The sequence below is a fragment of the Fontibacillus panacisegetis genome, assembly GCF_900102215.1.
Lineage (GTDB): Bacteria > Bacillota > Bacilli > Paenibacillales > Paenibacillaceae > Fontibacillus > Fontibacillus panacisegetis.
Genome location: NZ_FNBG01000009.1, coordinates 73,519 through 96,900 on the forward strand (window position 1 = coordinate 73,519; position 23,382 = coordinate 96,900).

25 protein-coding genes and 1 riboswitch are annotated in these 23,382 nt (G+C 42.7%); of the genes, 5 read left to right on the forward strand and 20 right to left on the reverse strand.

The window, feature by feature from the left end:
• Window positions 1-27 precede the first annotated feature (27 nt).
• The 13 genes from BLS49_RS09770 to BLS49_RS09825 all read right to left on the reverse strand — a co-directional run bounded on the left by BLS49_RS09770 (window position 28) and on the right by BLS49_RS09825 (window position 12,678).
• Window positions 28-489, reverse strand: coding sequence for a HEAT repeat domain-containing protein (locus BLS49_RS09770; protein ID WP_091229088.1), 462 nt, complete (start codon window positions 487-489; stop codon window positions 28-30).
• A 16-nt stretch (window positions 490-505) separates the two neighbouring features.
• The gene (locus BLS49_RS09775; protein WP_091229091.1) at window positions 506-724 is read right to left on the reverse strand and encodes a DUF3934 family protein; all 219 of its coding nucleotides are present in this window, start codon (window positions 722-724) and stop codon (window positions 506-508) included.
• Window positions 725-1,108: 384 nt separating this feature from the next.
• Window positions 1,109-1,966, reverse strand: coding sequence for a sugar phosphate isomerase/epimerase family protein (locus tag BLS49_RS09780; RefSeq protein WP_091229092.1), 858 nt, complete (start codon window positions 1,964-1,966; stop codon window positions 1,109-1,111).
• Window positions 1,963-2,985, reverse strand: coding sequence for a DUF6005 family protein (locus BLS49_RS09785; protein WP_245742328.1), 1,023 nt, complete (start codon window positions 2,983-2,985; stop codon window positions 1,963-1,965). Before BLS49_RS09785 ends, BLS49_RS09780 begins: the two co-directional genes overlap by 4 nt.
• Window positions 2,985-3,305 carry a phosphopantetheine-binding protein gene (locus BLS49_RS09790; protein ID WP_342707188.1) on the reverse strand — a complete coding sequence of 107 codons (321 nt, stop codon included), beginning with the start codon at window positions 3,303-3,305 and terminating at the stop codon, window positions 2,985-2,987. The genes BLS49_RS09785 and BLS49_RS09790 overlap by 1 nt, the downstream gene beginning before the upstream one ends.
• A gap of 5 nt (window positions 3,306-3,310) precedes the next feature.
• On the reverse strand, window positions 3,311-4,582 hold the full coding sequence (locus BLS49_RS09795) for an AMP-binding protein (RefSeq protein WP_091229094.1): 1,272 nt from the start codon (window positions 4,580-4,582) through the stop codon (window positions 3,311-3,313).
• 26 nt (window positions 4,583-4,608) lie between these two features.
• On the reverse strand, window positions 4,609-6,360 hold the full coding sequence (locus BLS49_RS09800) for an IucA/IucC family protein (protein WP_091229097.1): 1,752 nt from the start codon (window positions 6,358-6,360) through the stop codon (window positions 4,609-4,611).
• 24 nt (window positions 6,361-6,384) lie between these two features.
• A complete protein-coding gene (locus BLS49_RS09805; protein ID WP_091229100.1) occupies window positions 6,385-8,250 on the reverse strand; it encodes an IucA/IucC family protein in 1,866 nt (621 codons plus the stop codon).
• A 290-nt stretch (window positions 8,251-8,540) separates the two neighbouring features.
• Entirely contained in the window at window positions 8,541-8,741 is a 201-nt protein-coding gene (locus BLS49_RS24530) for a hypothetical protein (protein WP_139173121.1), read from the reverse strand.
• Between the two features lie 24 nt (window positions 8,742-8,765).
• Window positions 8,766-9,755: a FecCD family ABC transporter permease gene (locus BLS49_RS09810; RefSeq protein WP_091229103.1), complete on the reverse strand. Its 990-nt coding sequence runs from the start codon at window positions 9,753-9,755 to the stop codon at window positions 8,766-8,768.
• A complete protein-coding gene (locus BLS49_RS09815; RefSeq protein WP_091229106.1) occupies window positions 9,752-10,753 on the reverse strand; it encodes a FecCD family ABC transporter permease in 1,002 nt (333 codons plus the stop codon). The genes BLS49_RS09810 and BLS49_RS09815 overlap by 4 nt, the downstream gene beginning before the upstream one ends.
• A gap of 92 nt (window positions 10,754-10,845) precedes the next feature.
• Window positions 10,846-12,129 carry a stalk domain-containing protein gene (locus tag BLS49_RS09820; RefSeq protein ID WP_091229109.1) on the reverse strand — a complete coding sequence of 428 codons (1,284 nt, stop codon included), beginning with the start codon at window positions 12,127-12,129 and terminating at the stop codon, window positions 10,846-10,848.
• Window positions 12,130-12,171: 42 nt separating this feature from the next.
• Window positions 12,172-12,678 carry a hypothetical protein gene (locus tag BLS49_RS09825; protein WP_091229111.1) on the reverse strand — a complete coding sequence of 169 codons (507 nt, stop codon included), beginning with the start codon at window positions 12,676-12,678 and terminating at the stop codon, window positions 12,172-12,174.
• A 214-nt stretch (window positions 12,679-12,892) separates the two neighbouring features.
• Here BLS49_RS09825 and BLS49_RS09830 point away from each other — a divergent pair, with 214 nt between their 5' ends.
• From BLS49_RS09830 to BLS49_RS25520, 3 genes are all read left to right on the forward strand, one after another.
• On the forward strand, window positions 12,893-14,485 hold the full coding sequence (locus tag BLS49_RS09830) for a helix-turn-helix domain-containing protein (RefSeq protein WP_091229114.1): 1,593 nt from the start codon (window positions 12,893-12,895) through the stop codon (window positions 14,483-14,485).
• 102 nt (window positions 14,486-14,587) lie between these two features.
• Window positions 14,588-14,917 carry a hypothetical protein gene (locus BLS49_RS09835; RefSeq protein WP_091229116.1) on the forward strand — a complete coding sequence of 110 codons (330 nt, stop codon included), beginning with the start codon at window positions 14,588-14,590 and terminating at the stop codon, window positions 14,915-14,917.
• A 20-nt stretch (window positions 14,918-14,937) separates the two neighbouring features.
• Window positions 14,938-15,072, forward strand: a complete 135-nt coding sequence (locus tag BLS49_RS25520; protein ID WP_281243724.1) for a hypothetical protein — start codon at window positions 14,938-14,940, stop codon at window positions 15,070-15,072.
• Between the two features lie 169 nt (window positions 15,073-15,241).
• On the opposite strand, the gene BLS49_RS09840 is transcribed toward BLS49_RS25520, so the two are convergent.
• The 5 genes from BLS49_RS09840 to BLS49_RS09860 form a co-directional block, all read right to left on the reverse strand.
• Window positions 15,242-15,520, reverse strand: a complete 279-nt coding sequence (locus tag BLS49_RS09840; RefSeq protein ID WP_139173122.1) for a hypothetical protein — start codon at window positions 15,518-15,520, stop codon at window positions 15,242-15,244.
• A gap of 35 nt (window positions 15,521-15,555) precedes the next feature.
• Window positions 15,556-16,101, reverse strand: coding sequence for a phosphodiesterase (gene yfcE, locus BLS49_RS09845; RefSeq protein WP_091229119.1), 546 nt, complete (start codon window positions 16,099-16,101; stop codon window positions 15,556-15,558).
• Window positions 16,102-16,121: 20 nt separating this feature from the next.
• The gene (locus BLS49_RS09850) at window positions 16,122-17,948 is read right to left on the reverse strand and encodes an APC family permease (protein ID WP_091229121.1); all 1,827 of its coding nucleotides are present in this window, start codon (window positions 17,946-17,948) and stop codon (window positions 16,122-16,124) included.
• Window positions 17,949-18,080: 132 nt separating this feature from the next.
• Window positions 18,081-18,273: riboswitch (cyclic di-AMP (ydaO/yuaA leader) on the reverse strand.
• Between the two features lie 215 nt (window positions 18,274-18,488).
• Window positions 18,489-19,304 (reverse strand): bifunctional hydroxymethylpyrimidine kinase/phosphomethylpyrimidine kinase, encoded by an 816-nt coding sequence (gene thiD, locus BLS49_RS09855; RefSeq protein ID WP_091229122.1) that lies wholly within the window; start codon window positions 19,302-19,304, stop codon window positions 18,489-18,491.
• A 98-nt stretch (window positions 19,305-19,402) separates the two neighbouring features.
• Window positions 19,403-19,942, reverse strand: a complete 540-nt coding sequence (locus tag BLS49_RS09860; RefSeq protein WP_245742323.1) for a DUF1836 domain-containing protein — start codon at window positions 19,940-19,942, stop codon at window positions 19,403-19,405.
• A gap of 161 nt (window positions 19,943-20,103) precedes the next feature.
• Between BLS49_RS09860 and BLS49_RS09865 the strand changes: the two genes are divergently transcribed.
• Both BLS49_RS09865 and moaD read left to right on the forward strand, forming a co-directional pair.
• Window positions 20,104-20,826, forward strand: a complete 723-nt coding sequence (locus BLS49_RS09865; RefSeq protein WP_091229123.1) for an SGNH/GDSL hydrolase family protein — start codon at window positions 20,104-20,106, stop codon at window positions 20,824-20,826.
• Between the two features lie 141 nt (window positions 20,827-20,967).
• Window positions 20,968-21,216, forward strand: coding sequence for a molybdopterin converting factor subunit 1 (gene moaD, locus BLS49_RS09870; protein ID WP_091229125.1), 249 nt, complete (start codon window positions 20,968-20,970; stop codon window positions 21,214-21,216).
• A 40-nt stretch (window positions 21,217-21,256) separates the two neighbouring features.
• Here moaD and BLS49_RS09875 read toward each other — a convergent pair whose 3' ends face one another.
• Together BLS49_RS09875 and BLS49_RS09880 are read right to left on the reverse strand one after the other, a co-directional pair.
• A complete protein-coding gene (locus BLS49_RS09875) occupies window positions 21,257-22,267 on the reverse strand; it encodes a ThiF family adenylyltransferase (protein ID WP_091229126.1) in 1,011 nt (336 codons plus the stop codon).
• Window positions 22,268-22,321: 54 nt separating this feature from the next.
• A complete protein-coding gene (locus tag BLS49_RS09880; RefSeq protein ID WP_091229127.1) occupies window positions 22,322-23,314 on the reverse strand; it encodes a helix-turn-helix transcriptional regulator in 993 nt (330 codons plus the stop codon).
• Between the last annotated feature and the right edge of the window lie 68 nt (window positions 23,315-23,382).

Sequence of the window (23,382 nt, forward strand, 5' to 3'; positions counted from 1 at the left end):
ATTTATCCTCCTTAACGAGTCATTATATTAATATTTTCTTGTTCTCAGTGAAGCCCATTTTTCTTCAAGCCATGTATCGAAATCTGCGCCCTTGTCACCTTCATACGTATCGTAAATATCAATGCGCATCTTCTTCAATTTCTCTTTGAACTCTTCATAGCTATGACCTTCTGGCAAGCTCTTTTTAATACGTACTAATGTTTTCGTGAGTCCCTTCACCAATTCTTCCTGCTTTTTCGCAGGCAACTGAACACGTTCACCCAAATTTTTAAGACTGTGATGAGCAGCCTCCTGAACTCGACGTACACTATCGTTCTCCATAATTCTGGTTAGCAACTGAATCGTTTGCTCGCTGTTCCACTCTTCCTGCCCTAACTCTTCAACAGCTTGCAGACGTTCACGCCAGTTTGCGCTTCGATTGGCTGACTTTTTAAGATCCTCATAGGTTACAGGTTGTTCCTCTATGTTTACATTTTCCTCTGTACTCAAAATTTCCAGTCTCCTTCTACTTTTCAATTGAATGATCGCTATCCGCCGCTGCTTTCGCCGCTTTAGCTGCTTCTTCCTTTGCTTTAAGCGCTGCTTCTTCCTTAGCCTTTTTCACGCCCTTACTAACGTAAGGTTTGGGAGCGTTTTTGGCTCTTTTGGCGCTTGCTTGCCAGCGATTCCAGCCCTTCTTGTCTGTGCCTCTACCTGTGCCGCCTTTACCTTTAGCTTTACTCAAATAATCACTCCGTTATTTTTGTATATGGTTTGAATCAATGAATACGGCTCTATTACTAATTTGCTCCACATGCATAATTCGAAATTCCTGCAAAAGTACATCTTTTTTCAAATTAATGTGCTCATCATAGTAAAATTCCTGTAATAGTGCATCTTTATTCTGCTTAGCAGCTTACCCCGCCTCATATATCGAGAAATTACTGCATTTTAGCAGGCTTTGGGCACTATTCAACTTACTTGATCAAAATCCCTGCACTTTTGCAGGCTTTTGGCCTGATCAGCAAACAATGCACCTTCATATCCGCCGATCCAGGATCGGACAAGATAATCCAGTGCATTATCGCATATATTTCACCTATTAACAAGGGATTGAATTAGTCTCAGCTTAATGAATCCCGAATTTACCTGCCACCACGCTCTTCTGCTGCTGATGCAGCCATGCGATTTCTTTTTCTAATACTTTAAAAGGAGAGGAACCAAACCATTCCAGGGAAGCAAACAAATCACGATCACCCAATTGATCTAGAAATTTCTTATAATCAATAAGGCCTTCACCGAGCAATGACATCCCTTCGCGATTTCCCGATGCCGCATACACATTACTTGGCTCAAAAATATTAACATTTCCGGCTTCTTTAATATTTTTAAAGTGAAAATAATCTACCCACGGCTTAAGTGTCTGATAATGCCCCTCTATTTCCCCTCCAAATTCCCATACATGCATCACGTCAAAATTCAGGCGCAAAAGATCATGACCAACCTCAGATAACAAGCTCATTGTAGAGTTAAGGTTATCCGCTAGCGTACCGGGGTGGATTTCAACTATTAGCTGAATTCCAAAGCGGCTGCATCGATCACATAATTTTCGTATACGAGTCACATAGCATTCCCGCTCTGCCAATGAAATCATCTGACTCGGAACTTGACCAGCAAAGGTTCGTATTTTTGTGGTTCCCATCCACCTCGCCAGCTGAATAAGCCGATCACATCTTTGCAGTGTAGCAACAAAATCCTGTTCAGAAGCAATGTTTAAGTAATCACTGAGCATGGAAATGGAGATTCCCTCCGCTCTCATACTTTTCAGCTCAAACTCCGTGCGAAGACGGGCATGCTCAAATAAATTTTCCGCATGAATCCCCCACATTTCAATTCCGTCAAAACGATGGTATCTTGCAAAATTCACGATTTCAGGGAAAGAAATCAGCTGATGCCGAAATGAAATAGTACACAGTGCAAATTTCATAATGTTCTCCCCTTGGCATTCTTAGCCAAGCTTAAGGTGTCAGGTAATTGCTGATGAATAGTCCACAGCTGATATAATCGATCCAGCTCGTTCTTAACGGCTGTCTCGATTCCGTCCATTTCCTCTAGCTTATTCATTACTGCATCTAATAAATCCGTTTTTCCCGTCATAGACATCTTGATCGCCATATACTGAACACTGTGAAAGCCCTGAACAATCCTCTCTACAAGATCCGTATAGGCATCAAATGTTTCATCACTTAATCCCGCTTCCTCAATAAAATACATCATGGCATGCTCATAGCTGTATTTGCGTATCGCAAGCACCGGAAGCTGCCTCACTGCAAGAGTAAGATCATCCAAGCTGTATCCGTTTTTCCCATCAACCATTTGTGGAATCAGCGTCTTCAATAAGTTGGTGAGCTCATTGTGTTCTGTAAAACCCTGCTGAAAATAACGATCGACTGCCATCACCGATGATTCAGCCAATTCATTGGCATCTACGTAAAATCCTCCGCCAAACGGATTTTCCACAAATGCCTGCACTACCTGCTCTTTATCCACGATCCCTCTCCATCTGAAATCAGGATCAAGCATCATCCACTTATGGTCATCCTCCGTCTTCGTCAAAATCAAAAAATGCGGAAACGGCTTTTGATGGAACTTGTTTTCCCTTTCCGGCATGTAGGACATATCAATTTGAGCCATCACATATCGACCCGGAGTTTCCTCATCCAATAAAGTCAGCAAGGTGTCGAGATTCTCATTTTTGTGCTTGTTTTTGTCATACCATTCCACCACAGTAGCACCAAACAGATCCCTATAGCTCCAAAAATAATGAGAATGATCCAGATCATGCTGATAATAGGTGATCTCTCCCTGATCTGTTACATCAAAGGCGGCATCCCATAATCCAAAATACATCGGTCTGTAATCCAGTAATGCTCTCTCTTCACGAATGACCTCACACAGGCAGCTTACAATACAATGCACCTTAATGCTGACCTCTTCCCTAATCATCACCTTGCTTCACCCGCTTCCACTTCCACAGGATCATTCTGTTCTGACAACGGCTCCAAGGACTGCATGAAGTCTAGCAAAGTTCCAACAGTAGAAAATGCTCGCGGATCGATACTCTGGTCGGGAACCTGCAGCATCAAATCAAGCTCAATGAAAACTATTAGCTTTACAATCATGATGGAGTCCATACGCAGGTCTTCCTTTAGTCTCAAATGATCCTCAAGCGTCTCTATCTGAATTCCAAACTTATCTCTAATTAACGTAGTAAGCTGCTCTTTCAAATAACCTGGATTCATATTTATATTCATATTCGTATTCATTCCTTCTACACCTCCTGCTCAAGTAATCTACGACTGATCTTTCCTGATGGAAGACGGGGAATATCCGACACAAACCGGACTTCTACGGGAACCTTATATTCAGCAAGATGATTGCGACACCAGTCCTGTACTTGCTGAGACGTTATGGGTTCATTTGCAATAGCATTGGCCATTACACTGTCTCCCTGAACCGGATGAACACCCCGATACACAATGACTTCCTTAATTCCGTCCAAACGTCTGATCACCTCTTCAACTTCAATAGGTTGAACCTTCAATCCAGATACATTGATCAGGTCATCCATACGTCCTCTGAATCTGATTCCTCCATCTCCGGCTTTGATGCCCAAATCTCTCGTTGCGATCACTTTTTCGGAAGTAGTATGAATAAATATCTCACTTGGTTCAGTTTCGTCTGCCTCAATCCTGAGATGCCCAAGCGGAATCCCGAGATCATCACAAGATTTCATTCCGATAGCCAGACTAGCCGCACCTGATTCTGTACATCCATACTGCTGGATCATGCATGTCGTTTTAGTGCTTAGCTTTTCGAACAGTTTTTCAGGCATGGGAGCCCCTGACGTTACCAACGAGTACAATGGAATTTTCCACGCCTCCAGCCATTGATCTACTCCCTCCAGCAAAGCAGGAACTCCATAAATCAAATGACGCGGCTGCCCCTTGATCATTCGAATCATCACCTTTGGATTGTTGCTGTCATATATTTCAGGAGTAATTCCTCTGGAAATTGAGGCAAGAACACCAGTGATCAATCCAAATGAATGAGACACCGAGCTCAAAATAATCGGTACCGCCTCGTTTAACCCCTGTTGTTCCAGCACGGCGTTATAATACAATATTTCTTCATCTATAGATTCCCATGTTCTGGAAATAACCTTCGGGTCTCCAGTCGTTCCTGAGCTGAGTTGAAGTAAAGAGGCTACAGGCGGCGAACTTACATGACTAGCATCTTGAAAATGCCCCGCCTCTTCCACTTTGTATATTTGACTACTGTCCCCGTACATTAGCCATTTGCAGCCTGCTCTGCCAGCCTGCCTTAAAGCAGCATCAAGCGGCGTTCCTCCATAGATCAGAAGAAGAGTATCCCCTCGCTCTTTCATAAACTGAACTACAGAAATAATCTCAATTGGATTGCTCAAACACACAGCCAATGAAATTGGATTTACATCAAGAAAAGGCTTCAGCTTTCGATAACTGTCCCAAATACTTGCCATGTCATCATCCCTTCGAATGATTTGTTCATCGACCACCAACATGTTATATCCCCCTAGTCTTTTTACACTCACTCCACCTTGCAAGCATGTAACGGATTTACAACCCTGCGAGGAGGCAACTGAACAGCCCCGAACAATTTTTTTTGCGCCAAAGCTTCAATCTCACAATCAGAGGCAAACAAATCCAAAGCATCTAATCGTGGACCAAGCTCCGGATGCCGTTCACCATAAGCTTCAAGCTCATTAACAACGATGTGCCATAAAGCTCTCTCTTCTATACAATATTGATCTGCGATATTCATAATGAAATAGCCTACATTCATAAACCATAATGCATCTATCATCATTTCTTGCAGACTACCTAAAGTGGGCATTTCAAAATAGTCTCCTGGCTCTCCTTCTCCATATAGAGGGTGAATCTGTGCAAAATCGGGAACTAAATCAGGATCTGTTAAAAAGGGAGTAAAATACTCCACCCCTTCATGAAAATCCCGCAGCGCTACCCTAACGGGCCATCCATTGCGATGAACCATGATCATGTTCTGGGCATGGGATTCCAGTACGATTCCTCTTGCAACAAGCAAATGTACGACTGGAATGATATTGGTTCGCAGCCACTCCCTGAACCATGCTTCAAGCCCGTACTGTACGACCCATGCATGAATAAATGGCCGTCCCTCAGCATCTCTGGTCATCAACACATGAAACGGCGCAGCTTTCTCCCCATTATCCAAATACGAATGAATACTTTCTCTCCATATTCCGCTAGCTGCTCCACCTGCAGGCATATAAGATATCCCCGCCAGTTCATGAAGCAGTATGAGCCTGGCTTCTTCCTTTAAATAAAAATCCCGATCCACTACCGCCTGTAGCCATCCTGATACAGCGGGTGCGGCAGCAACAGAATGTATGCTCAGATCGCGAAGAGATGAAGTGTTCATAATGTGAATGGATAACTTTAAATCAGGCGATGGAGCACTGCTGCGGCAAGATAAAGTACGAATAGACTGCTGAGGCGCATATATCGTCGAGCTGGAGCCGAGAGGAATCAATCTAAGCTGTTCTACAGCCTCTATGCAGTTTGGCTTCAAATAATGCTCCCACTGCCAGGGATGCACCGGGACATAACAATACCTGTCGGGATTCAATTGCATCTCCTTCAGACAGGCTTTGAATCTATCCTTCTCCGAAGACGAAATCGTGGTTTGAATGAATTCATTCCATCCAAGCTCCAGAATATTCAAGCTCCACACAACATCTTCATTAATCGCAGCCAGCCAAAACACCGTAACATCCGGTTCGTATTCAGGAGAATAGGCAAAATTATCCTCATCACTAAAGCCGATTCTTGATCGAAAACACGGATGATACGGATGCCCCTCAGACCTGCATTCCAGCTCAGCCAATGTGGCGCCATCAAACCTTTGCGGATTTAAGCTTCTATATTCGCGGTACAATATTTCATTAACAAGAGTTCTCTCAAGCTCCTCATAGAAAGAAGACTGTACCACATTGAAGGACGATTTCTTATGGAACACTTCATCCAAAAACAACGAAATGTTAACAGCCTCCTCCCGCACCCCCCTGCTTTCCCTCAGAATTGGCTGATCATGAAGTCTGAGCATCCCGAACGTAAATCTTTTACGGGCAGCAAACTCATAAATCACCTGTTTTCCCTCTAAATCAATTCCATGTATGCAATAAACCTGCTCTTTACGTTGAAAAGGCATCACTACACCTTCAAATATCAGTGACTCCAGCAATTGACGAAGCACTCGCCTATGTGCACCATTCAGTGCCTCTAAGTGAACTACAGTCATGTATTTTCGCCGCCCTTTCCTAACTTATCCATGGACATAGCAGGAGCCGTTTATTTCCTCACGCCAGCGTGAAGTAACCAATCTGGCTCTTTTTATGAGATTCATGTTTGGTATTTCCTCAAAAAGCGGATTAGAAATGCTGACATATACCGCCTGCTCCAATTCGCTCTCCAGCTCGTCAATATCATATAACCGTGTCAACAGATTAGCTTTACAGCGCAAAGATGGACTGTACAGCCAACGCTGAAGCAAGCCCGTATTTTTACGAGATTCCGGAATTAACGATTCCAAAGCCGCCTGAAGCTCCAGAAGCAGCATCCGTTCCCCCACCAATCCAGCTGATCCAAAGGCTTGTATTAGGCCAAACATATGATTAATCATCAAATAATAGCCAAATCTCTCTTCGACAAGCTCATCATCAAAAACATTGACACTGGATTCAATACCAGGCAATAGCTTTTCCAGCTCTCCCACCATACTTCTTGCATAATAATATCCCTGGCTGTCACGATAATAAAAAGCTTTCGGATAACCGTCATCATCAAGAGTAAGCACACTATTTTGCAGATGTGCCTCCAGCCCAATGCCATATTCCATATAGAGCCAAACCATCGGCATTAATGATAATGAAAGATATTTGCGGAACCAGTTCACACTGACCTGAGTACATGACTGTTTTTCCTTCTGCACAATGGAAGTAATGATTCGTCCGATTAACATTGCCGAACCATCTATAGAATCCTGAGTCAGTGCTGCCATAACGATGGCCTTCAAGCCATCCTTATCCCGATGAAAGGGATTATGTCTTATAATCATTTCAAAGCCCGATTCCTCTTTCCCATCATTGCCAAGCGTCATGTACGCAGCATCACTGATCATATGAAATTGTGGATATCGTGCTCGAAGAGGCTGATCAATAACGTTCAATAATTTGGCAGCTTCGATTGCACCATCCAGTTCGGCTCTTTTGTTCACCCGCATAGAATTCGTAATTTTCACTCTAAGAGACATTTTGTACATAAATTCACTATCTTCATGGTACAGAGTTCTTATGGACGAAGTGGGCTTGTATGGATTACCCATCGTCCCGATCTCAACCAACTTCCCGCTCGTCATCCACCTTTGAACATGTGCTTCTCCCAGAAGCCACTCTCTCTGAATCGGATGAACTGGAATAAGGTGATATGAGGAGGACATGCTGTGATCCCATTCCCTCTTGAATGTCTGGGCATCCTCTACTGATAAGCCCTCAAGCAAATCCTCCAGCACAATATCCGAGGCCTGCTTATGCCAAGCCGTACATTGCTGAACAATGGAGCGATGCGCAGCAAAATAGCAAAGCTGGAACTCCCCTTTTGTCTCCGGTGAATAAATGTGCTGTCTCCATTCGGGAAAACCCATTCTGCTTTTTGGTGCAGGATGAAATGTATGTCCAAATATTAAGGATTGCTCAGATTCAAGAAAACTGATCCTTGGATCGTATAACGTACCCGCATCATTTGCCCTTGTCTTAATAAATTCTTCTATATTGCGAGCACTAAGCAGGATACTATGCAAAAGCTCACCAGCTGCATCAAGTCCATTACCGCTCCATTCGCCCCGTTCCAGAATCAATTCTTCTATTAAAATGGACATGCATGTCCAGCATCCAATGTAATGGACATCTCCATTCAAGCTTTGCACACTAACAGGAAATTTATATTCATGCTTTCCTGTGGGAGACCAGTATGTTGTGCTTACATATAAAGATGAATTTTGTGACTTCAAATCAATGCGCAGCACCTTCGATTTCAAAGCATCTATCCATACCCCTCGTGAAGTCTCTCTAACAAAACAATTTAGAAAATGGGTAATAGCAGCTTTCTCCGCAATTTGTCCCGGATTTGACATCCATTCTCCACCCTTTAATATTAATAATGATTATCATTATCATTATAGTGGTCGAGTGCGGATTGTCACATAAACAAAATTGTCTCTTTAGCATGGATTATTTTGTCATTTTTAACATATGAAGTTGCCTGAAAAAAAACCGTCCACAATTGAACGGTTTCTAATCGGGTTATCGATTGATTCAAATCATTATCACTAGTAAATTCCTGCAATTGTGCGGGCTTTACTAATGAGTTCCCACAAGAAAGCAAAATTCCTGCGATAGTGCAGGCTTTTTTCACGATTATAGTCTAATCCGATGATGCGGGAAGAAATTGCTGCACTTTTGCAGGTTTTAGCCCTACAATCACTTTTCCCCCGCCAAAAAACTGCATTTTTGCAACAATTTCACAATTGACGATCCTATACCGGAATCCTGCTAATTCCGTCATTTCGCGCTCCACCGTCCAGCGGCACTTTGCTCCAGCATGTGGATTATATAGTTGTTTCATAATGAGTTCTTGCCCCGTCCACTATCAAACTTTCCTGGAGCGATACAACAAATAAATAAAAAATGGAGCGCCTATTCCAGATGTAAACACACCTACGGGAACATCAAATGGAGGAAACAGTGTTCTTCCAACAAGGTCAGCCAAAGCAACCACAATACCGCCGAATAATGCAGATACCGGAATCAAGCGGCTATATACAGGTCCTACCATACTGCGGGCGGCATGTGGGGCAAGCAGTCCAACAAAACCAATAACGCCTCCTACTGAAACGGCTGATCCCGCCAAGCCAACACTTATTGCAACAAGCAAAAGACGATTAGTCTGTACCCTGCTTCCTACTCCAATGGCCGTATCATCTGCCAGAAGCTGAAGATCCATAGGTCTTAGCATTAAAGCAATGGCAATTGTGCATACAATGAGCCACGGCAATAAAATCCATACATGTAGCCATGACGATCCATATACCGTACCCGTTAGCCATATGTATGAAGAACTAGCCGAATACGCCGGGCTGAATACGAGCATAAATGAAGTGATGGCCGACAAGAGAGAAGATATACCTACCCCTACCAGCACCAATCTCAACGGCCTTACACCATTTTTCCATGCCAGCGTATAAATAAGTACAGCTGACAGTGCGGCCCCCATAATCGCAGCTAACGGAAGAAAATGAATGCTCACTGTCGGCAGGTAGGTAATGAATGCAACAGCCCCGACAGAAGCCCCCCCTGTAATGCCAACAACGTCCGGCGCAGCCAGCGGGTTTCGAATGACACCTTGCAGGATTGCACCTGATACCGCCAAAGCTGCCCCTACCAGAATTGCAACAATCAATCTCGGAGCCCGGAGGGTTTGAATAATAAGCTGAAGCTCTGGACTGCCTTGACCGCTTGCTGCTTGTATAACCTGCATTGGAGTGGCAAACTGTTCACCCAACATCAGATTCAATACAATCACTAATAGCAAAATTAAAGATAACGAGCATACTGCAACAATCGTCGAACGATGTCTCATTCCCTTCTCAGCTCCTTACGCGCGAGGTAAATAAAGAAGGGAGCGCCAATAGCTGCCGTCATGATCCCGACAGGGACCTCCTCAGGTAAAATAATGAGCCGAGCCGCTACATCCGCTAACAGCAGCAGGATAGCCCCAATTATCGCACAATAGGGAAGCATCCAGCGATGATCTCGTCCCGCCAAATATTTTGATAGATATGGAACAATAATCCCTACCAGTCCTATAGGTCCTGCAATCGCAACAGATCCTCCTGCTAACAGGACTACGACAACCCCTGCTGCGAGCTGTATATATACCACTTTTTGTCCAAGGTTTTTTGCTGTATTTTCGCCCAAAACCAGTATATTTAACTGTCCCGCAAGAAGGAACGCTGCAATCCACCCAAAGCAGAGATATGGAAAAACCGGGATGAGCGTATCTAAATCTCTCGACGCAATAGAGCCGGTAAGCCAGAAAATGACATCCTGCAATCCGCTCTGATTAAGCACCAGCAGTCCTTGTGTTCCAGATGAAAACAAAGCAATGAGCGCACAACCCGCCAAAATGATGCGAAGCGGGGATAGCCCTTCCCTGCCTATTGAACCAAGAATATAAACAATCACTGCGGTTATGCCTGAACCAGCCAGAGACATCCATAACAGAATGTTGATATCGCTAATTCCGAGGAAAGTAATAGCCAGAACGATAGCAAAGCTCGCACCAGCATTAATGCCAAGCACACTCGGAGATGCTAAAGGATTACGAGTTACTGCTTGCATAATCGCGCCAGCCACGGCAAGACTTGCTCCAATGGAGGCAGCAATCAATGTGCGCGGCAGCCTCGCCGTTCGAACCACTACCTGTTCCATGGAAGCTTCGTCGTAATTCCATAGCGCCGCCTTAATTTCATTCCATCCAATCACAGTAAAACCAAACCTGATACTGATCAGCATACTTGCCGCAAGCAGGAGTACACCCAAGATCAGTCCGATCCATTTGTTGGCAGTTGATCCCATTGTGGTCCCCTCTAATCACATAGCTCTTAAAATCGCCACAAAAGAATGGACACATCTGCCCATTCTTTTGGATATTACGCTATCATTCTTTATTAATCATTCAAATCAAAATAGAAATACAGATCGTTCAGCATTTTTTCTGCCGCCAACGCTCCACCTGACAGGTTCCAAGTTACCGCATTGACTTTGTAATATTTTTTATTTTTAACAGCCTTCAGATTGGCCCAAAGCGGACTATCGATCCACTCCTTCTGCAATTTGAAAATTGCGCCATCTCCATCCCAATCTGTTGTAAAGTCAAAGATATAGTCTCCGTCCAGCAAGCTAACCTGCTCCTTCGAAGTTACCGTTACAAGCTCCTGCTTCAGTGCAGCCTGCTGCTTAGGGACCGAAAATCCTAACTCCTCGAAAATTTGATAAGCAAATCCTGAGTTATATGCACGTGCACTGCCATTTGGATTAATGCGAATGATGGATACCTCGGCTCCACGATCCTTGGCAGATAATTTCTTCTTGAAGTCAGCAACCTGTGCTTTCCAATCCGTCAAAAATTGTTCTGCTTTATCCTCTTTATTGAAGACAGATGCAGCAACCTGTAAATTATCCTTCCAATCAGCCAAATCCTCAGTCACAACAGTTGGAGCAATTTTGCTTAACTGGCTATAAATTTTTTCATGACGCACTTTGGTTGCAATAATAACATCCGGCTTCAACGCAACAATCGCTTCGATGTTTGGTTGAGTCTCATCACCTAAAGTTTTTGTACCAATCAGACTCGGACGGATATACTCATAGAACGGCTGCTGCACATAAGATTCAACGGCTCCAACAGGCTTCACGCCCAGAAGAACTGAAATATCGACACTGCCATTAAAAAGAATAACCGCACGCTTAGGCACACTATTGAGTGTTGTTGTACCAAGAGAATGAGTAATCGTCTTTTTCGTCAACAAAGCAGCTGTATTTTGCTTCGCATTCCAATTAACCCACACGCCGAGAGACTCGCCAACAAAACGGAGAGGAACCAGGAGATCACCTTTTGCATTAACCGGTGCAGCATCCAAAGTAACTGATTTTCCGTTAACGGAAACCGTTTTTTTGCCTGCGGCAAGCTCAATTTTATTTGTATCTTTAGTAATTGTCGCCTTTTTACTGGACTGATCAAATTTAACCTTGCCGCCCAGTTTTTCTGCAATCGCCTTGTAAGGTACCATTGTCCGTCCATTTATAACCTGTGGACTCACATCAAATGAAACGGCCTTTCCGTCTATCGTCACTTTCACCATTGAAGCAGCACTTGCAGTAATTGGAATAACCGCTAAGAAAACCGCCATAATTATCGTCATCAAGCTCATTTTTTTTAACCAATTTCTCATGAATAGACACCCGTCTCTCCTCTAAAATATCTACGATTAGCTTCATTTCGTATCCCATGCTTCTCTCATATCCCGCAAACCTTGATACAGCTTGTAATCAAGCTGTATGAGCAGCCCTTTGTCCCACGGCTCTGTCAACGTTCCTGTGATGAGAGATTCCAAATCCGTATGCAAAATTTCAAATGCGGCAGAATCCTTGACTTTAAGCTCCTCCTCCACCGCTTTCATGAACCCCGCCAATTCGCCAACCAATTTCGTTGCTTCCTGGACTGAATCAGACTCAACTGCTTGCTTGTAAAGCTTGACCTTACTCTGCATTTCCTCTAAAGCTGTAGGAATATCCCCTAGATCAGCGGGAGCTATTACAGTCAACTTGTCCCTATGCGAGTCAATGTTATTAGATTCAACAGCTTGCTCTGCATTAGTGCTGAATTCGCTTTTCTCGTTCGGTGTACATCCTGCGAGAAGCACAATGAAAACTAATGCACATAAAATGTTATAGCCGTATAGCTTTAAAACTCCGGTTTGGATAAATTTTTCTGGTACCAAGAACAACTATCCCCCATTTGTAATGATAATCATTTTCATTTACATTTTAGCGACCGATCCTTTTTATTTGTATACACTTCATTGTCATTTTCATATGGATAAAATCTTCAATTCGCAAATATTACTGTGAGTATTGTCATATAATCCTTTTATTGGTACAATCAATTGATAATCATTATCAGTTAGATCATTCATTTGAAAGGGTTGTCTTCCATTGAATCAGGAAATGACGATGACAGTATATATTCCATTACAATTAAAGAATCATTGCTTTCAGCGCGGATTTCGTTCCAAGCCTCTTACCTTTCGACGTCCATCTATTGTTTTTGTCGTAAATGGAACTGGTATTATCTTCATAAATCAGAAGTCACATTTTTTAAAAAGCGGAGTCACCATAATCCTCAACCCGGACGATCACGTACAATTCATAAATGATTCTTCTAACGAAATGGAATTGCAATTACTTCACTATCAGCCCTTTCGATTCAATGCGTCGAATCAAACTTTCGCTGCTGCCGAAGTGCCATTAGATTTTACCCGTTGTATGCCTGTCATTTCGTCCTCCTCATTAGTAGATTCATTCCTGACAAAAATAAAGACTGCAACTGGTAACGATGAAAGGCAGTATCAAGTCAAACGACAGCTTTACTTCTCCGAGCTTATCCTTCATCTTCATTCTCTGATCGAGATAGAATCTTCAGCAATTGACGATACCATTTCCAAGACGATTACTTATATGGAAGAAAATTATGCCAAGCCGATCTCAATGAGTGAGCTGCCCCGAATGGCTGGAATGACGCAAAGCTCTTACTGCCGGGCTTTCAAGAAAAAAACGGGTATGACTCCTGGCCAATACTTAACTAGAATACGTATACTTAAAGCAAAAGAGCTGATGATGGACCGTAAATCTACCTTAAGGCAAATCGCTGTTCAAGTTGGATACCAGGACGAGTTGTACTTTAGCCGAATATTTAAAAAAACCGAAGGAATGTCTCCTTCGCTCTATACACAACGTAAAGATAAAAAAATAGCTATAATCAGCAAATATTTATTACAGGATCATCTGCTCGCTTTGGGCATCGAACCGATTGCAGCGCCAGCTTATCCACGCTATTACGATACACCTTCTGGTTTCCCCAGTTACCTGCATAAGCGTCTGCAAAGCACTGTACCACTAAATGCAGAAAGAGAACCATCACCTAGCGACGTGCTGAGCTTATCTCCTGACTGGATTTTTAAGACAGAGGTCTCTTATTCATTAGCTGGACGCCCCCTGGAACCTGGAGGAAACACGCTATTGATTAGCCACTCTACAAGCTGGGAGCAGTATCTGCGTGACATAGCTGTACGTCTGGATAAAAAGAAAACTGCTGAACGTTTAATCCACAAAATGACCGCTTTAGAGAAGAAAGCCCAGACTACACTTGCGCCATTGGCCCGTCAAGGCACATGGGCTATTGTTCGTCTTCTGCCAAATGATCTGCGTTTATATGGAGTGAAGGATCACGCCTTTACTGACTTGTTCTATAGGCGCCTTCAATTCAAGGCTGATGAGAGACTTACACATTCCTACTATGAAAGTAATGCATTGCATAAGCTGGGATCACTTGATCCAGACAACGTTCTAATTTTATGGAGCGAACCTCGTGAAATTGAGGCTATTCAAGTCGAGGAAGCCTGGCAGCAATTAAAGGCGGTGCAGAACAATCGTATTTTTATACCAGACTCAAAGGAATGGGACCCTTGGGGGCCGATCGGTAGAGAATACATGATTCAGTCGATGGTGAAATTTTTTCAACTCTCTTAATATTCTACTTTTTTACCCCAATCCACTATTGTGTAATTTTAAAAGAGAAAGCACATGATTATATCCTTTGGAATACGATGTATGAAGAGGTGAAAGCAAATCATGGCCTCAACCAAAAATAACAATAACAAGTCGAAAACGACGTCGGCAACCAAAAAAAACTGCAAATCAAAAAACGACTCATCTATACAAGATTTATTACAAAGTAAAAATATGGAGATCATTGTGGCCGCACTTCTTGTAACAGGAAAACTAAGAGTAGATGCTGTTCAATTATTCAGACAAGCTACTATGATCGTTAGCCTTACAGGTAAATATAAAACACTAGCCAATATGAACAATTCAAATGTCAGCAAAATGATTAAATTTCTAAATGAAAATGGGGATATGACTTTGGATGAAGTAATTCAGGCGTTTAAATCAAAGATGTAGGATTAGAGAGGAGAATTACGGTGAGTAATTCAAATGGTAACGATTTTGATGGGGAAGCTTTTGCTGGACTAATCATCGCATTTATACTGGCTGGTTTATTTTTCTTTGGTTCAACAGATATTAAAGATCTCTCTGCTGAACCTACTCAACCGTAAAAAAGAAATCTCCCTATTCAGCAAAAAAGCTGATAACGCATGTCTACTTTACGTTACCAGCTTTTTTCCATGCGATGATCCTGTTTGTACAAGCCCATATGAATCTTTACGACTAGCGATCAAGTATTGAAGATCAATATATGAACTCATGCTTCAACAAAAAATGTAGTCAAAAAATTTGATCTACTAGGTAAGTAGAAAACAACAATGATACCATAAATATCGACACACTTATTTGGACAATCGTTTCATCCTTAATCTTATTATAGTAATTTCGCAATATCGCTAAATATACCAATACAATCAGGAGAAATAATCCCCCTAGAATGATTGGAACGAGTATACGATTTGTGTCCAACAGCATACCACCGATCAAATGGCTGCTGCTTACTCCTAAAATTAAACTGAAAATCAGAAATGCGATATCCAGAAACCTTAATTTTTTCAACAAAGCTCCGCCTTCCTCATTATGAAGTACAAAGTTTATTCAAAACGTATTTGCTTGACGATCCCGCCCTCAATATCTTTCACTAGAAAAGTGCCGTTCTCAATTATTCCGTAAGTGTGCGGATAATTACCTTTAGGCAATGCAATAGAACCTGGGTTAAGCAAATAAAATCCGTCCTTGTACTCCGCCACCGGAATATGCGTATGTCCCTGAATAAAAATGTCATTCTCCATTAATGGCGGCAAATGCTCCATATTGAATCCATGACCATGCGTAGCATAGATACGACGTCTTTCATGATAGAGCATGGCGTAATCAGCCATAATGGGAAACTGGATCAACATCTGATCAACTTCCGAGTCACAGTTCCCCCGCACAGCGATTATTTGTTGTTTGTGAAGGTTCAACACTTCCGCTACTTTCCCCGGATTATATCCTTCAGGCAATGGATTCCGCGGGCCGTGATACAAGAAGTCACCGAGCATAACAATTTGATCCGGCTGCTCAACAGCTGCTTTATCCAGAGCTTGATTCAACCAATGCAAGGAGCCATGAACATCAGATATAAACATCAATTTCATGAAAGAAATCTCCTTTCACACTATTTTTTAAAATGGTACGGAACAGTTGTCACGATCAAATCTTTTCGGTACAACAAATTCGCACGAATTAGCAAACTGGACTGGTTATGAAGGGCGTTATGCCACCGTTTTTTCGTTATGAACTGCGGGATCAGTACCGTCACCCTATAGTTTGATTCTTTCGCCTTATTCTCAACAGTATCGATAAATTTAGTGAGTGGCTGAATTATGCTTCGATACTGGGAATATAGCGTAACCAGTCGAACGTTAGGCTGCCACTGATTCCATTTTTCTTCAAACTGCTTTTCTGCTTCCTTATCAAAGGCAACATATACCGCAATAATTTGTTCCGGAGATAGTGATTTCGCGTAATTCAGTGTATTCTCAACCACATGTGTAATCCCCGCCACTGGAACCAACATGATATTCCCTTCGATCGGTAAATCTGGTTCGTTCGGATTGATTCGCAGCTGATCTCCCACTGCTTCATAATGCTTATTTATTTTTTTAAATACCAACACTATCGCTGGTAAAAAAATCAGGGCTGGCCACACTTGCGGAAATTTGGTGATGAAAAAAATCATCATGACGGTAAAGCTGATCAGCGCACCTATTGCATTAATACTTAGCTTTACTTTCCAGCCTGCGGGTTTTTCCCGAATCCATTTCACCAGCATTCCCGCTTGAGCCAACGTAAACGGAATAAATACACCAACCGCATAAAGAGGAATCAGATGCTCTGTTTGCCCTTTAAACACAATAATCAATAAAATGGATGCCACAGCCAAAAATAGAATACCGTTGGAGTATCCAAGACGGTCTCCCCGGACCGTAAACATTCTGGCAATGTATTTGTCTTTAGCCAGGTTCACAGCCAGCAGCGGAAATGCTGAATACCCTGTGTTTGCAGCCAAAACAAGAATCATTGCAGTTATTCCCTGGATAATATAATACATTGTGCCTCTTCCAAAGGTAACGGAGGCGATTTGTGATACAACGGTTTCCTCGACTTTTGGTGAAATCCCGTAATAATAAGCCAGCCAAACAATTCCCGTAAATAACAGAGCTAACAGTACTCCCATCGCTGCCAGCGTTTTAGAGGCATTGACCGGAGCAGGCTCCTTAAAATTTGGAATCGCGTTGGATATCGCCTCTACACCAGTTAAAGCTGAACTCCCTGATGCGAACGCCCTTAAGAGCAGGAACAGTGACAAGCCAGCAACTGGAGTACCTATAGAAGCATGGAGATCCGGCGATACTTTGCCTGTCAGTATTTGATACAACCCCGCTACAATCATGATAAAAATAACTAGTACAAATAGATAAACCGGATAAGCCAGTATTGAAGCTGATTCGGTAATACCACGAAGATTCAGTATTGTAATCACAATGACCAAAAAGATGGCAATAGGCACATTGTAAAAATGCAAGCTTGGGAAAGCGGACGTTATGGCGTCCGTTCCTGCTGATATGCTAACGGCAACCGTCAATATATAGTCGACCAGCAATGCGCCTCCGGCTAATAAACCGGAGCTTACGCCAAGGTTTTCCTTAGAAACCACGTAGGCACCACCGCCATGCGGATAAGCAAAAATCACTTGTCGGTATGATAGAACAAGCGCCAGCAGCAGAACAAGAATTCCGGCCGCAATCGGAATGGATAACCAATAGGCAGCTGCACCGATCGTCATTAATACGAGTAAAATTTGCTCCGGACCATAGGCCACAGAGGATAAGGCATCTGACGATAGAATTGCCAGAGCTTTTGTTTTATTTAATTTTTGTTCTCCAAGCTGAGTAGACTTTAACGGTTGACCGATAAGTACTCTCTTGATTATTGAAAACATGACCCTTCACCACCAGCTATATTTTAATTGCTTAATCAAAAGTGCTTTATAGCTTTCTCTAACTCAATTGGACAGCAAAAAACCACAGAGGCAAGAACCCCTGTGGTCCATTTTTCAAATGGTCACAGTATCATCCTCTCCCAGACTACGCTTACGAGGTTAGCTGTCGGATTAGGGTGGTGAGAGTCACCCCTCTGCGAAATGTTCTTGCTGAAGAACAATTGCAGATTCACCCCATGCCTTCGGTTGGTATTTTGCCCCAAACACGTCGACATTATGGTTCCCCCGCTTTCCCGTTTTCCGGGAAACTCAGCGAATCAAGATATCAAATACAAGACTGAATATTACTCCTGGTCTTCGTTTCTGTAAAAGTCTGAAAAAGGCACAAAAAACGATTTCCAGACGTAATTAGGATAAAAAAGCGCTTACTTCCCCTGATCTCATTGATTATCATGAATTTTCAACGTAAAAAAAACGGGCATTTCCGGCATAAAATCATGCCGAAAAAACCCGTATAATTATTTAGACAATTATGATGCTCTACTCTCCGTTCAATCGGAACCCTGCATGAAAAACAGGTCCCACATATTCGTTAAATTGATATCCTGAACGAATAGCTGCTGTTACAAATTTTTTCGCTTTAGCTACAGCTTCCTTCACAGATAATCCATTAGCTAACCCACCTGCTACAGCTGCAGCAAAAGTACAGCCAGCGCCGTGATTATGAGCGGGTTCAATTTTTGGCGTCTCCAGAATCGTAAATTCCGTACCGTCATAGAGCAGGTCTACAGCCATGTCCCCATCCAGCGATTTTCCGCCTTTTATGACAACATTTTTTGCACCGCGTTCATGAATGATCTTGGCTGCTTCCTTCATCTCACCAACAGTCGTAAGACGCCCTAGGCCAGACAATACTCCGGCTTCAAATAAATTTGGCGTAGCAACCGCAGCTAACGGCAGAAGCAAATCACGAATGGCATCCGCACTATCCGGATTAAGTACTTCATCTTCCCCTTTGCACACCATAACAGGGTCAATAACCACATTTTTTTGCTGATTTTCCAGAATACATTTCTGTACTACTTCGATAATAGGCACACTGCCCAGCATCCCTGTTTTCATAGCATCCACAGGTCCACCCGCAAAAACAGTCTTAAGCTGCTCTGCAACCAGCTTAGCATCTATTGGATACACGTTATGATGCCAGCCATTGTCCGGGTCCATCGTTACAATGGTCGTCAAAGCGCTGAAACCATAAGTTCCATATTCTTCAAATGTCTTCAGGTCTGCCTGCAATCCCGCGCCACCGCTGGAATCACTACCGGCAATTGTTAATGTTTTTAGTATGGTTGACATAGTCATGAACTCCCTCTCTTGCTTTGTGTTTCGCTTATATTGCAAATATTATCATATCCTTAAATAAAGATTATGAAAAGCCAAATAATGGTCAATGCTCACTTCAATTGATCGATCATCTTCTCAGCAAGCCGCTTGTATGTATTAGCATGATGAATAAGTGTGAGCACTGTTAATAGAGTCTTCTCTTTCTGGTTATGATCCCTGTCAGACACACCATGCTCCGCTTCTTGCAGATGTTGTGCAAAAAGCATAGACTGGTGCTGCTTCAGAACTAAAAACTCCTGATAAACCTCCTGTACATTTACCTCCTCATGATGCAACGTTCCTTGAAACAAGCTTTTTATATCAGAAATCGACAAGGTTTGCTTCAAATGATAAATAAGCGCCATAATAAGGATATGCTCGGATGTATATTTTTTATTGATTGCGGGCATAAGAATTTTATCTTTCGTATAATTGTTGATCATGGTCTTCGTCAACAGCTTGTCCTCAGGATAACGTTTACTCGTACCTAAGGCATTCTCGAAGATCGTAATCACCTGATCCATATACAAATCAATATTCGGAATATCGGATAGCTGAATATCACCCTGTTCCATAATTTGCTCCAGTAAGAGCTGTATATCTTCTTGCAACTTTGTTCCTTCCTCCTTATTAAGTGCCGCAATATCATTTTGATTTTACAAATATATTATACACATTTTTAGAATCACGTGATATAATTGCACTATACTAACATGTAGTAATGATAACTACATAATATTGTTTGATCAACCTTACCAGGAGGTCTTAGTCCATGTTATCACAAAAAGATCATTACAACATTGTGCTTTTCGGAGATTCCATCGCCAAAGGCGTCATATTAGATCAAGAAAATGGCAAATACAAAGTGCTTAGCAACAGCTTCGCCAATCTGGTACAGCAGCAGTTCAAAGGAATCATTCACAATGCGGGGAGATTCGGTTCCGTCATCACTAAAGGCTTCTCCACAATGTATCGTGACGTACTCAGCAAAAAGCCCGATATTGTTATCCTTGAATTCGGAGGCAACGACTGTGACTACAACTGGGAAGAAATTGCCCAGAATCCTCATGGTGATTTTTTACCGAAAACAACATTAAACCATTATGTATCTACCTTAAAAGAAATGATTCAGCAGCTGCGTCAAGAAAAGATCATTCCCGTGCTTATGACACTGCCTCCACTGGATGCAGAGCGATATTTCAAATGGATTAGCAAAAATAATGCTGCCAATGCGAGCAACATACTCCTCTGGTTAGGAACTGTTAATAAAATTTACGATTGGCATAAGCTATATAATGAAGCTATTGTACAGGTTGCCAAGGAGCTTAAAGTGAAATGGATCGATATACGAGATTCTTTCCTGAATACACAGGATTATCGAGAATACATGTGCGAGGATGGCATTCATCCGAATGAACAAGGTCATAAGCTCATCGCGGATTATTTTCTTCATTTCATGAAAAATAACTACGAGGAACTTCTTAAACCTGTATAAAATAATAATAATTAAGCCTCATTGTCACTTACTGACGATGAGGCTTTTTTCTGAAAATACTTCATCATTAAATTTTTATCACAGGAACATATTGACCCTGATGGTATACTAGTTAGCATAAAATTTGGAGGTGATTGATAGATGCAACTATCTATTCGACTGTTCGCTAGTCTGGCCGAAACGCTCGGCGCTACTTCACTGACATATCATGTCGAGAACAAGCCTTTAACTGCAGGAAAATTAAAAGAGCTACTTTCTGCTTCCTATCCCGATGCCGCATCCCAGATTGCCATATCAATGGTGGCTGTTGATCAGGAATATGCTCCCGATGATACGATTATCAACGATGCCGCCGAAGTTGCGATCATCCCTCCTGTATCCGGAGGATAAGGCTGGAGCAGCCGCTGCTGCTCATTCAGCAGAACAACCCTTAATTCCCGATATAACGCGCATACAAGGTCTTCGCCCGGACAATATCATCAGTGCCTTGTACCAGTACACGCCCGTCGGCGAACAAAACCAGTCTTAAGCCCTCATTAAGCTGGGCCCGAAGCAGAAAAGGGTTCTCTTTAACACCATTGACAGCGGGCTCCAGCTTTTCCCGCCACAATAATAAATCAAACGGAGCATGTCCGGATATCTGTACCGATTCACGTCCGCAAAGTGAAATCTCTGTGTCTTCCTTTTGCATTAAGGCAGGATACTGCTTCAGCTGACAGCATGGGCAATCACTGCGAGGTTTCCCCAGCTTCATGGTATAAAATTGATTATGCCAAGCATCTATACTTACAAGCTCGCCCCGCTGCTGCTCTTCTGCTCCCACTAAATATTTGATAGCTTCAACGGCCTGATAAGAAGCGATGATATCCACAATCGGAGATATTACACCGACGGTATCACAGGTTTGACCACCTGCATCTGGCGACTGCATCAGACATCGCAAACATGGTGTACTCCCTGGAATAAAAATGGCACTCATTCCCCGTGAGCTGACCGCTCCACCATATACAAATGGTATTCCCATCGAATAGCAAGCATCATTAAGCAGAAAACGGGTTTGGAAGTTATCTGTTCCATCCAGCACCAAATCGGTATTTTCCAGCAATTCATGAATATTGCTTGACGTAACATCCATAAATAATGCTTCCAATTGGATGGATGAATTTATTCGGCTAAGCTTCTGCTGCGCAGCTACCACTTTGGGCAATGCTTCCCGGGCATCTTCCTCATCATACAGCATTTGTCTTTGAAGATTGCTGTATTCTACATAATCCCGATCTATCATACGAACTTTTCCGACTCCCGATCTGACCATGTGATTCGCCAGACTAGAGCCAAGAGCACCCATGCCTACAATACAGACGGAACTCCCGGCAAGCTTTTGTTGCCCGGTCTCGCCTATTCCCGCAAACAGCATTTGCCTTGAATACCGTTCTCTCATTTGTTCTCCTGCCCCCTGTAAAGGATTTAAATCCCCACATCTCTTTATTATGTCTTACTCCGTTCCATTCTCAGCAAGCACCTGCCCGGTTAAGGAAACCTCATAGTCTCCCAGTGACAAAAGCTCTTCCTGAAACTCATGCGATTGCAGAATCTGCTGAAGCTGCATAATCCATTTTTTATTTTCCGGTTGTTTAAGAACTACCAGATCTACCTTCTCCTGAATTAGCGGAATAAATTCCAGCCCTTCAATCCGTGCCGGACGCTCACTCCCGACACCTACATCCGCCTGTCCCATGACAATCCGTCCGGCAACTCCCATATGTGTCATTTCCTCGTTCTGATAACCGGAAATAGATGCAGGTGATATTCCATGTAAACGAAGCTGCTCATCCAGCAATACCCTTGCCCCCGAACCCTTCTCCCGGTTAACCAGTCGAATATCCCGTCGTGCGAGATCATCCCATGTATGAATATTAAGAGTATTGCCTTGCTTTACATACAAGCCCGCTTTGCGTGTCACTAAATGAATGACCTTGTACGGTAATGATATAAACAATTTTCGTATAAACGGAAGATTATACTCGCCAGTGTCACCGTCAAACAGATGAGTACTGACGATATCCGCACGACCGTTATACATAGCAACCAGACTATCCATACTTCCGACAACCGAGCGCAGCGGCCTGATACGGGAGTTTTTTCTCTCCATAGCCTTGGCCAGTAAATCCAGACTTGCATCCTGACCCGTAATGATCAATGATCTGATATCTCCCTCTTGATCCAGTCGTTCTTCTTCTATTGGTACTACGGGGCGATGTGCATCGGGCTGCTGCTGTATCTGGATGGGTTCCAAGCTGGTCGCAGGATTCATTTCATTTCTTGCATTCTGCTTATAAGCTTCCAAATCTGTTGAATCTACCCTGATTTGTTTGCCGACCCGGTAAGAAGGCAGTTCTCCCTTTTTGATCAGCTCATATACCGTTAACTTGGAAACCTTTAATAATTTTGCAATTTCCTCGGTCGTGTAAGAGATAGGTTCTGTCATATTTGACTCCTTCATGCGTCATTATTTGACAACTAAATTCATCTTACTTGGGTTCGATTTATTTTTCA

What these genes read in the sequence shown, in the direction of transcription:
- BLS49_RS09780 (WP_091229092.1), bottom strand. Translation starts at nt 1,966, where the DNA reads ATGAAATTTGCACTGTGTACTATTTCATTTCGGCATCAGCTGATTTCT.
- BLS49_RS09785 (WP_245742328.1), bottom strand. Translation starts at nt 2,985, where the DNA reads ATGATTAGGGAAGAGGTCAGCATTAAGGTGCATTGTATTGTAAGCTGC.
- BLS49_RS09790 (WP_342707188.1), bottom strand. Translation starts at nt 3,305, where the DNA reads ATGAATACGAATATGAATATAAATATGAATCCAGGTTATTTGAAAGAG.
- BLS49_RS09795 (WP_091229094.1), bottom strand. Translation starts at nt 4,582, where the DNA reads ATGTTGGTGGTCGATGAACAAATCATTCGAAGGGATGATGACATGGCA.
- BLS49_RS09800 (WP_091229097.1), bottom strand. Translation starts at nt 6,360, where the DNA reads ATGACTGTAGTTCACTTAGAGGCACTGAATGGTGCACATAGGCGAGTG.
- BLS49_RS09805 (WP_091229100.1), bottom strand. Translation starts at nt 8,250, where the DNA reads ATGTCAAATCCGGGACAAATTGCGGAGAAAGCTGCTATTACCCATTTT.
- BLS49_RS24530 (WP_139173121.1), bottom strand. Translation starts at nt 8,741, where the DNA reads ATGAAACAACTATATAATCCACATGCTGGAGCAAAGTGCCGCTGGACG.
- BLS49_RS09810 (WP_091229103.1), bottom strand. Translation starts at nt 9,755, where the DNA reads ATGAGACATCGTTCGACGATTGTTGCAGTATGCTCGTTATCTTTAATT.
- BLS49_RS09815 (WP_091229106.1), bottom strand. Translation starts at nt 10,753, where the DNA reads ATGGGATCAACTGCCAACAAATGGATCGGACTGATCTTGGGTGTACTC.
- BLS49_RS09820 (WP_091229109.1), bottom strand. Translation starts at nt 12,129, where the DNA reads ATGAGAAATTGGTTAAAAAAAATGAGCTTGATGACGATAATTATGGCG.
- BLS49_RS09835 (WP_091229116.1), top strand. Translation starts at nt 14,588, where the DNA reads ATGGCCTCAACCAAAAATAACAATAACAAGTCGAAAACGACGTCGGCA.
- yfcE (WP_091229119.1), bottom strand. Translation starts at nt 16,101, where the DNA reads ATGAAATTGATGTTTATATCTGATGTTCATGGCTCCTTGCATTGGTTG.
- BLS49_RS09850 (WP_091229121.1), bottom strand. Translation starts at nt 17,948, where the DNA reads ATGTTTTCAATAATCAAGAGAGTACTTATCGGTCAACCGTTAAAGTCT.
- thiD (WP_091229122.1), bottom strand. Translation starts at nt 19,304, where the DNA reads ATGTCAACCATACTAAAAACATTAACAATTGCCGGTAGTGATTCCAGC.
- BLS49_RS09865 (WP_091229123.1), top strand. Translation starts at nt 20,104, where the DNA reads ATGTTATCACAAAAAGATCATTACAACATTGTGCTTTTCGGAGATTCC.
- moaD (WP_091229125.1), top strand. Translation starts at nt 20,968, where the DNA reads ATGCAACTATCTATTCGACTGTTCGCTAGTCTGGCCGAAACGCTCGGC.
- BLS49_RS09875 (WP_091229126.1), bottom strand. Translation starts at nt 22,267, where the DNA reads ATGAGAGAACGGTATTCAAGGCAAATGCTGTTTGCGGGAATAGGCGAG.
- BLS49_RS09880 (WP_091229127.1), bottom strand. Translation starts at nt 23,314, where the DNA reads ATGACAGAACCTATCTCTTACACGACCGAGGAAATTGCAAAATTATTA.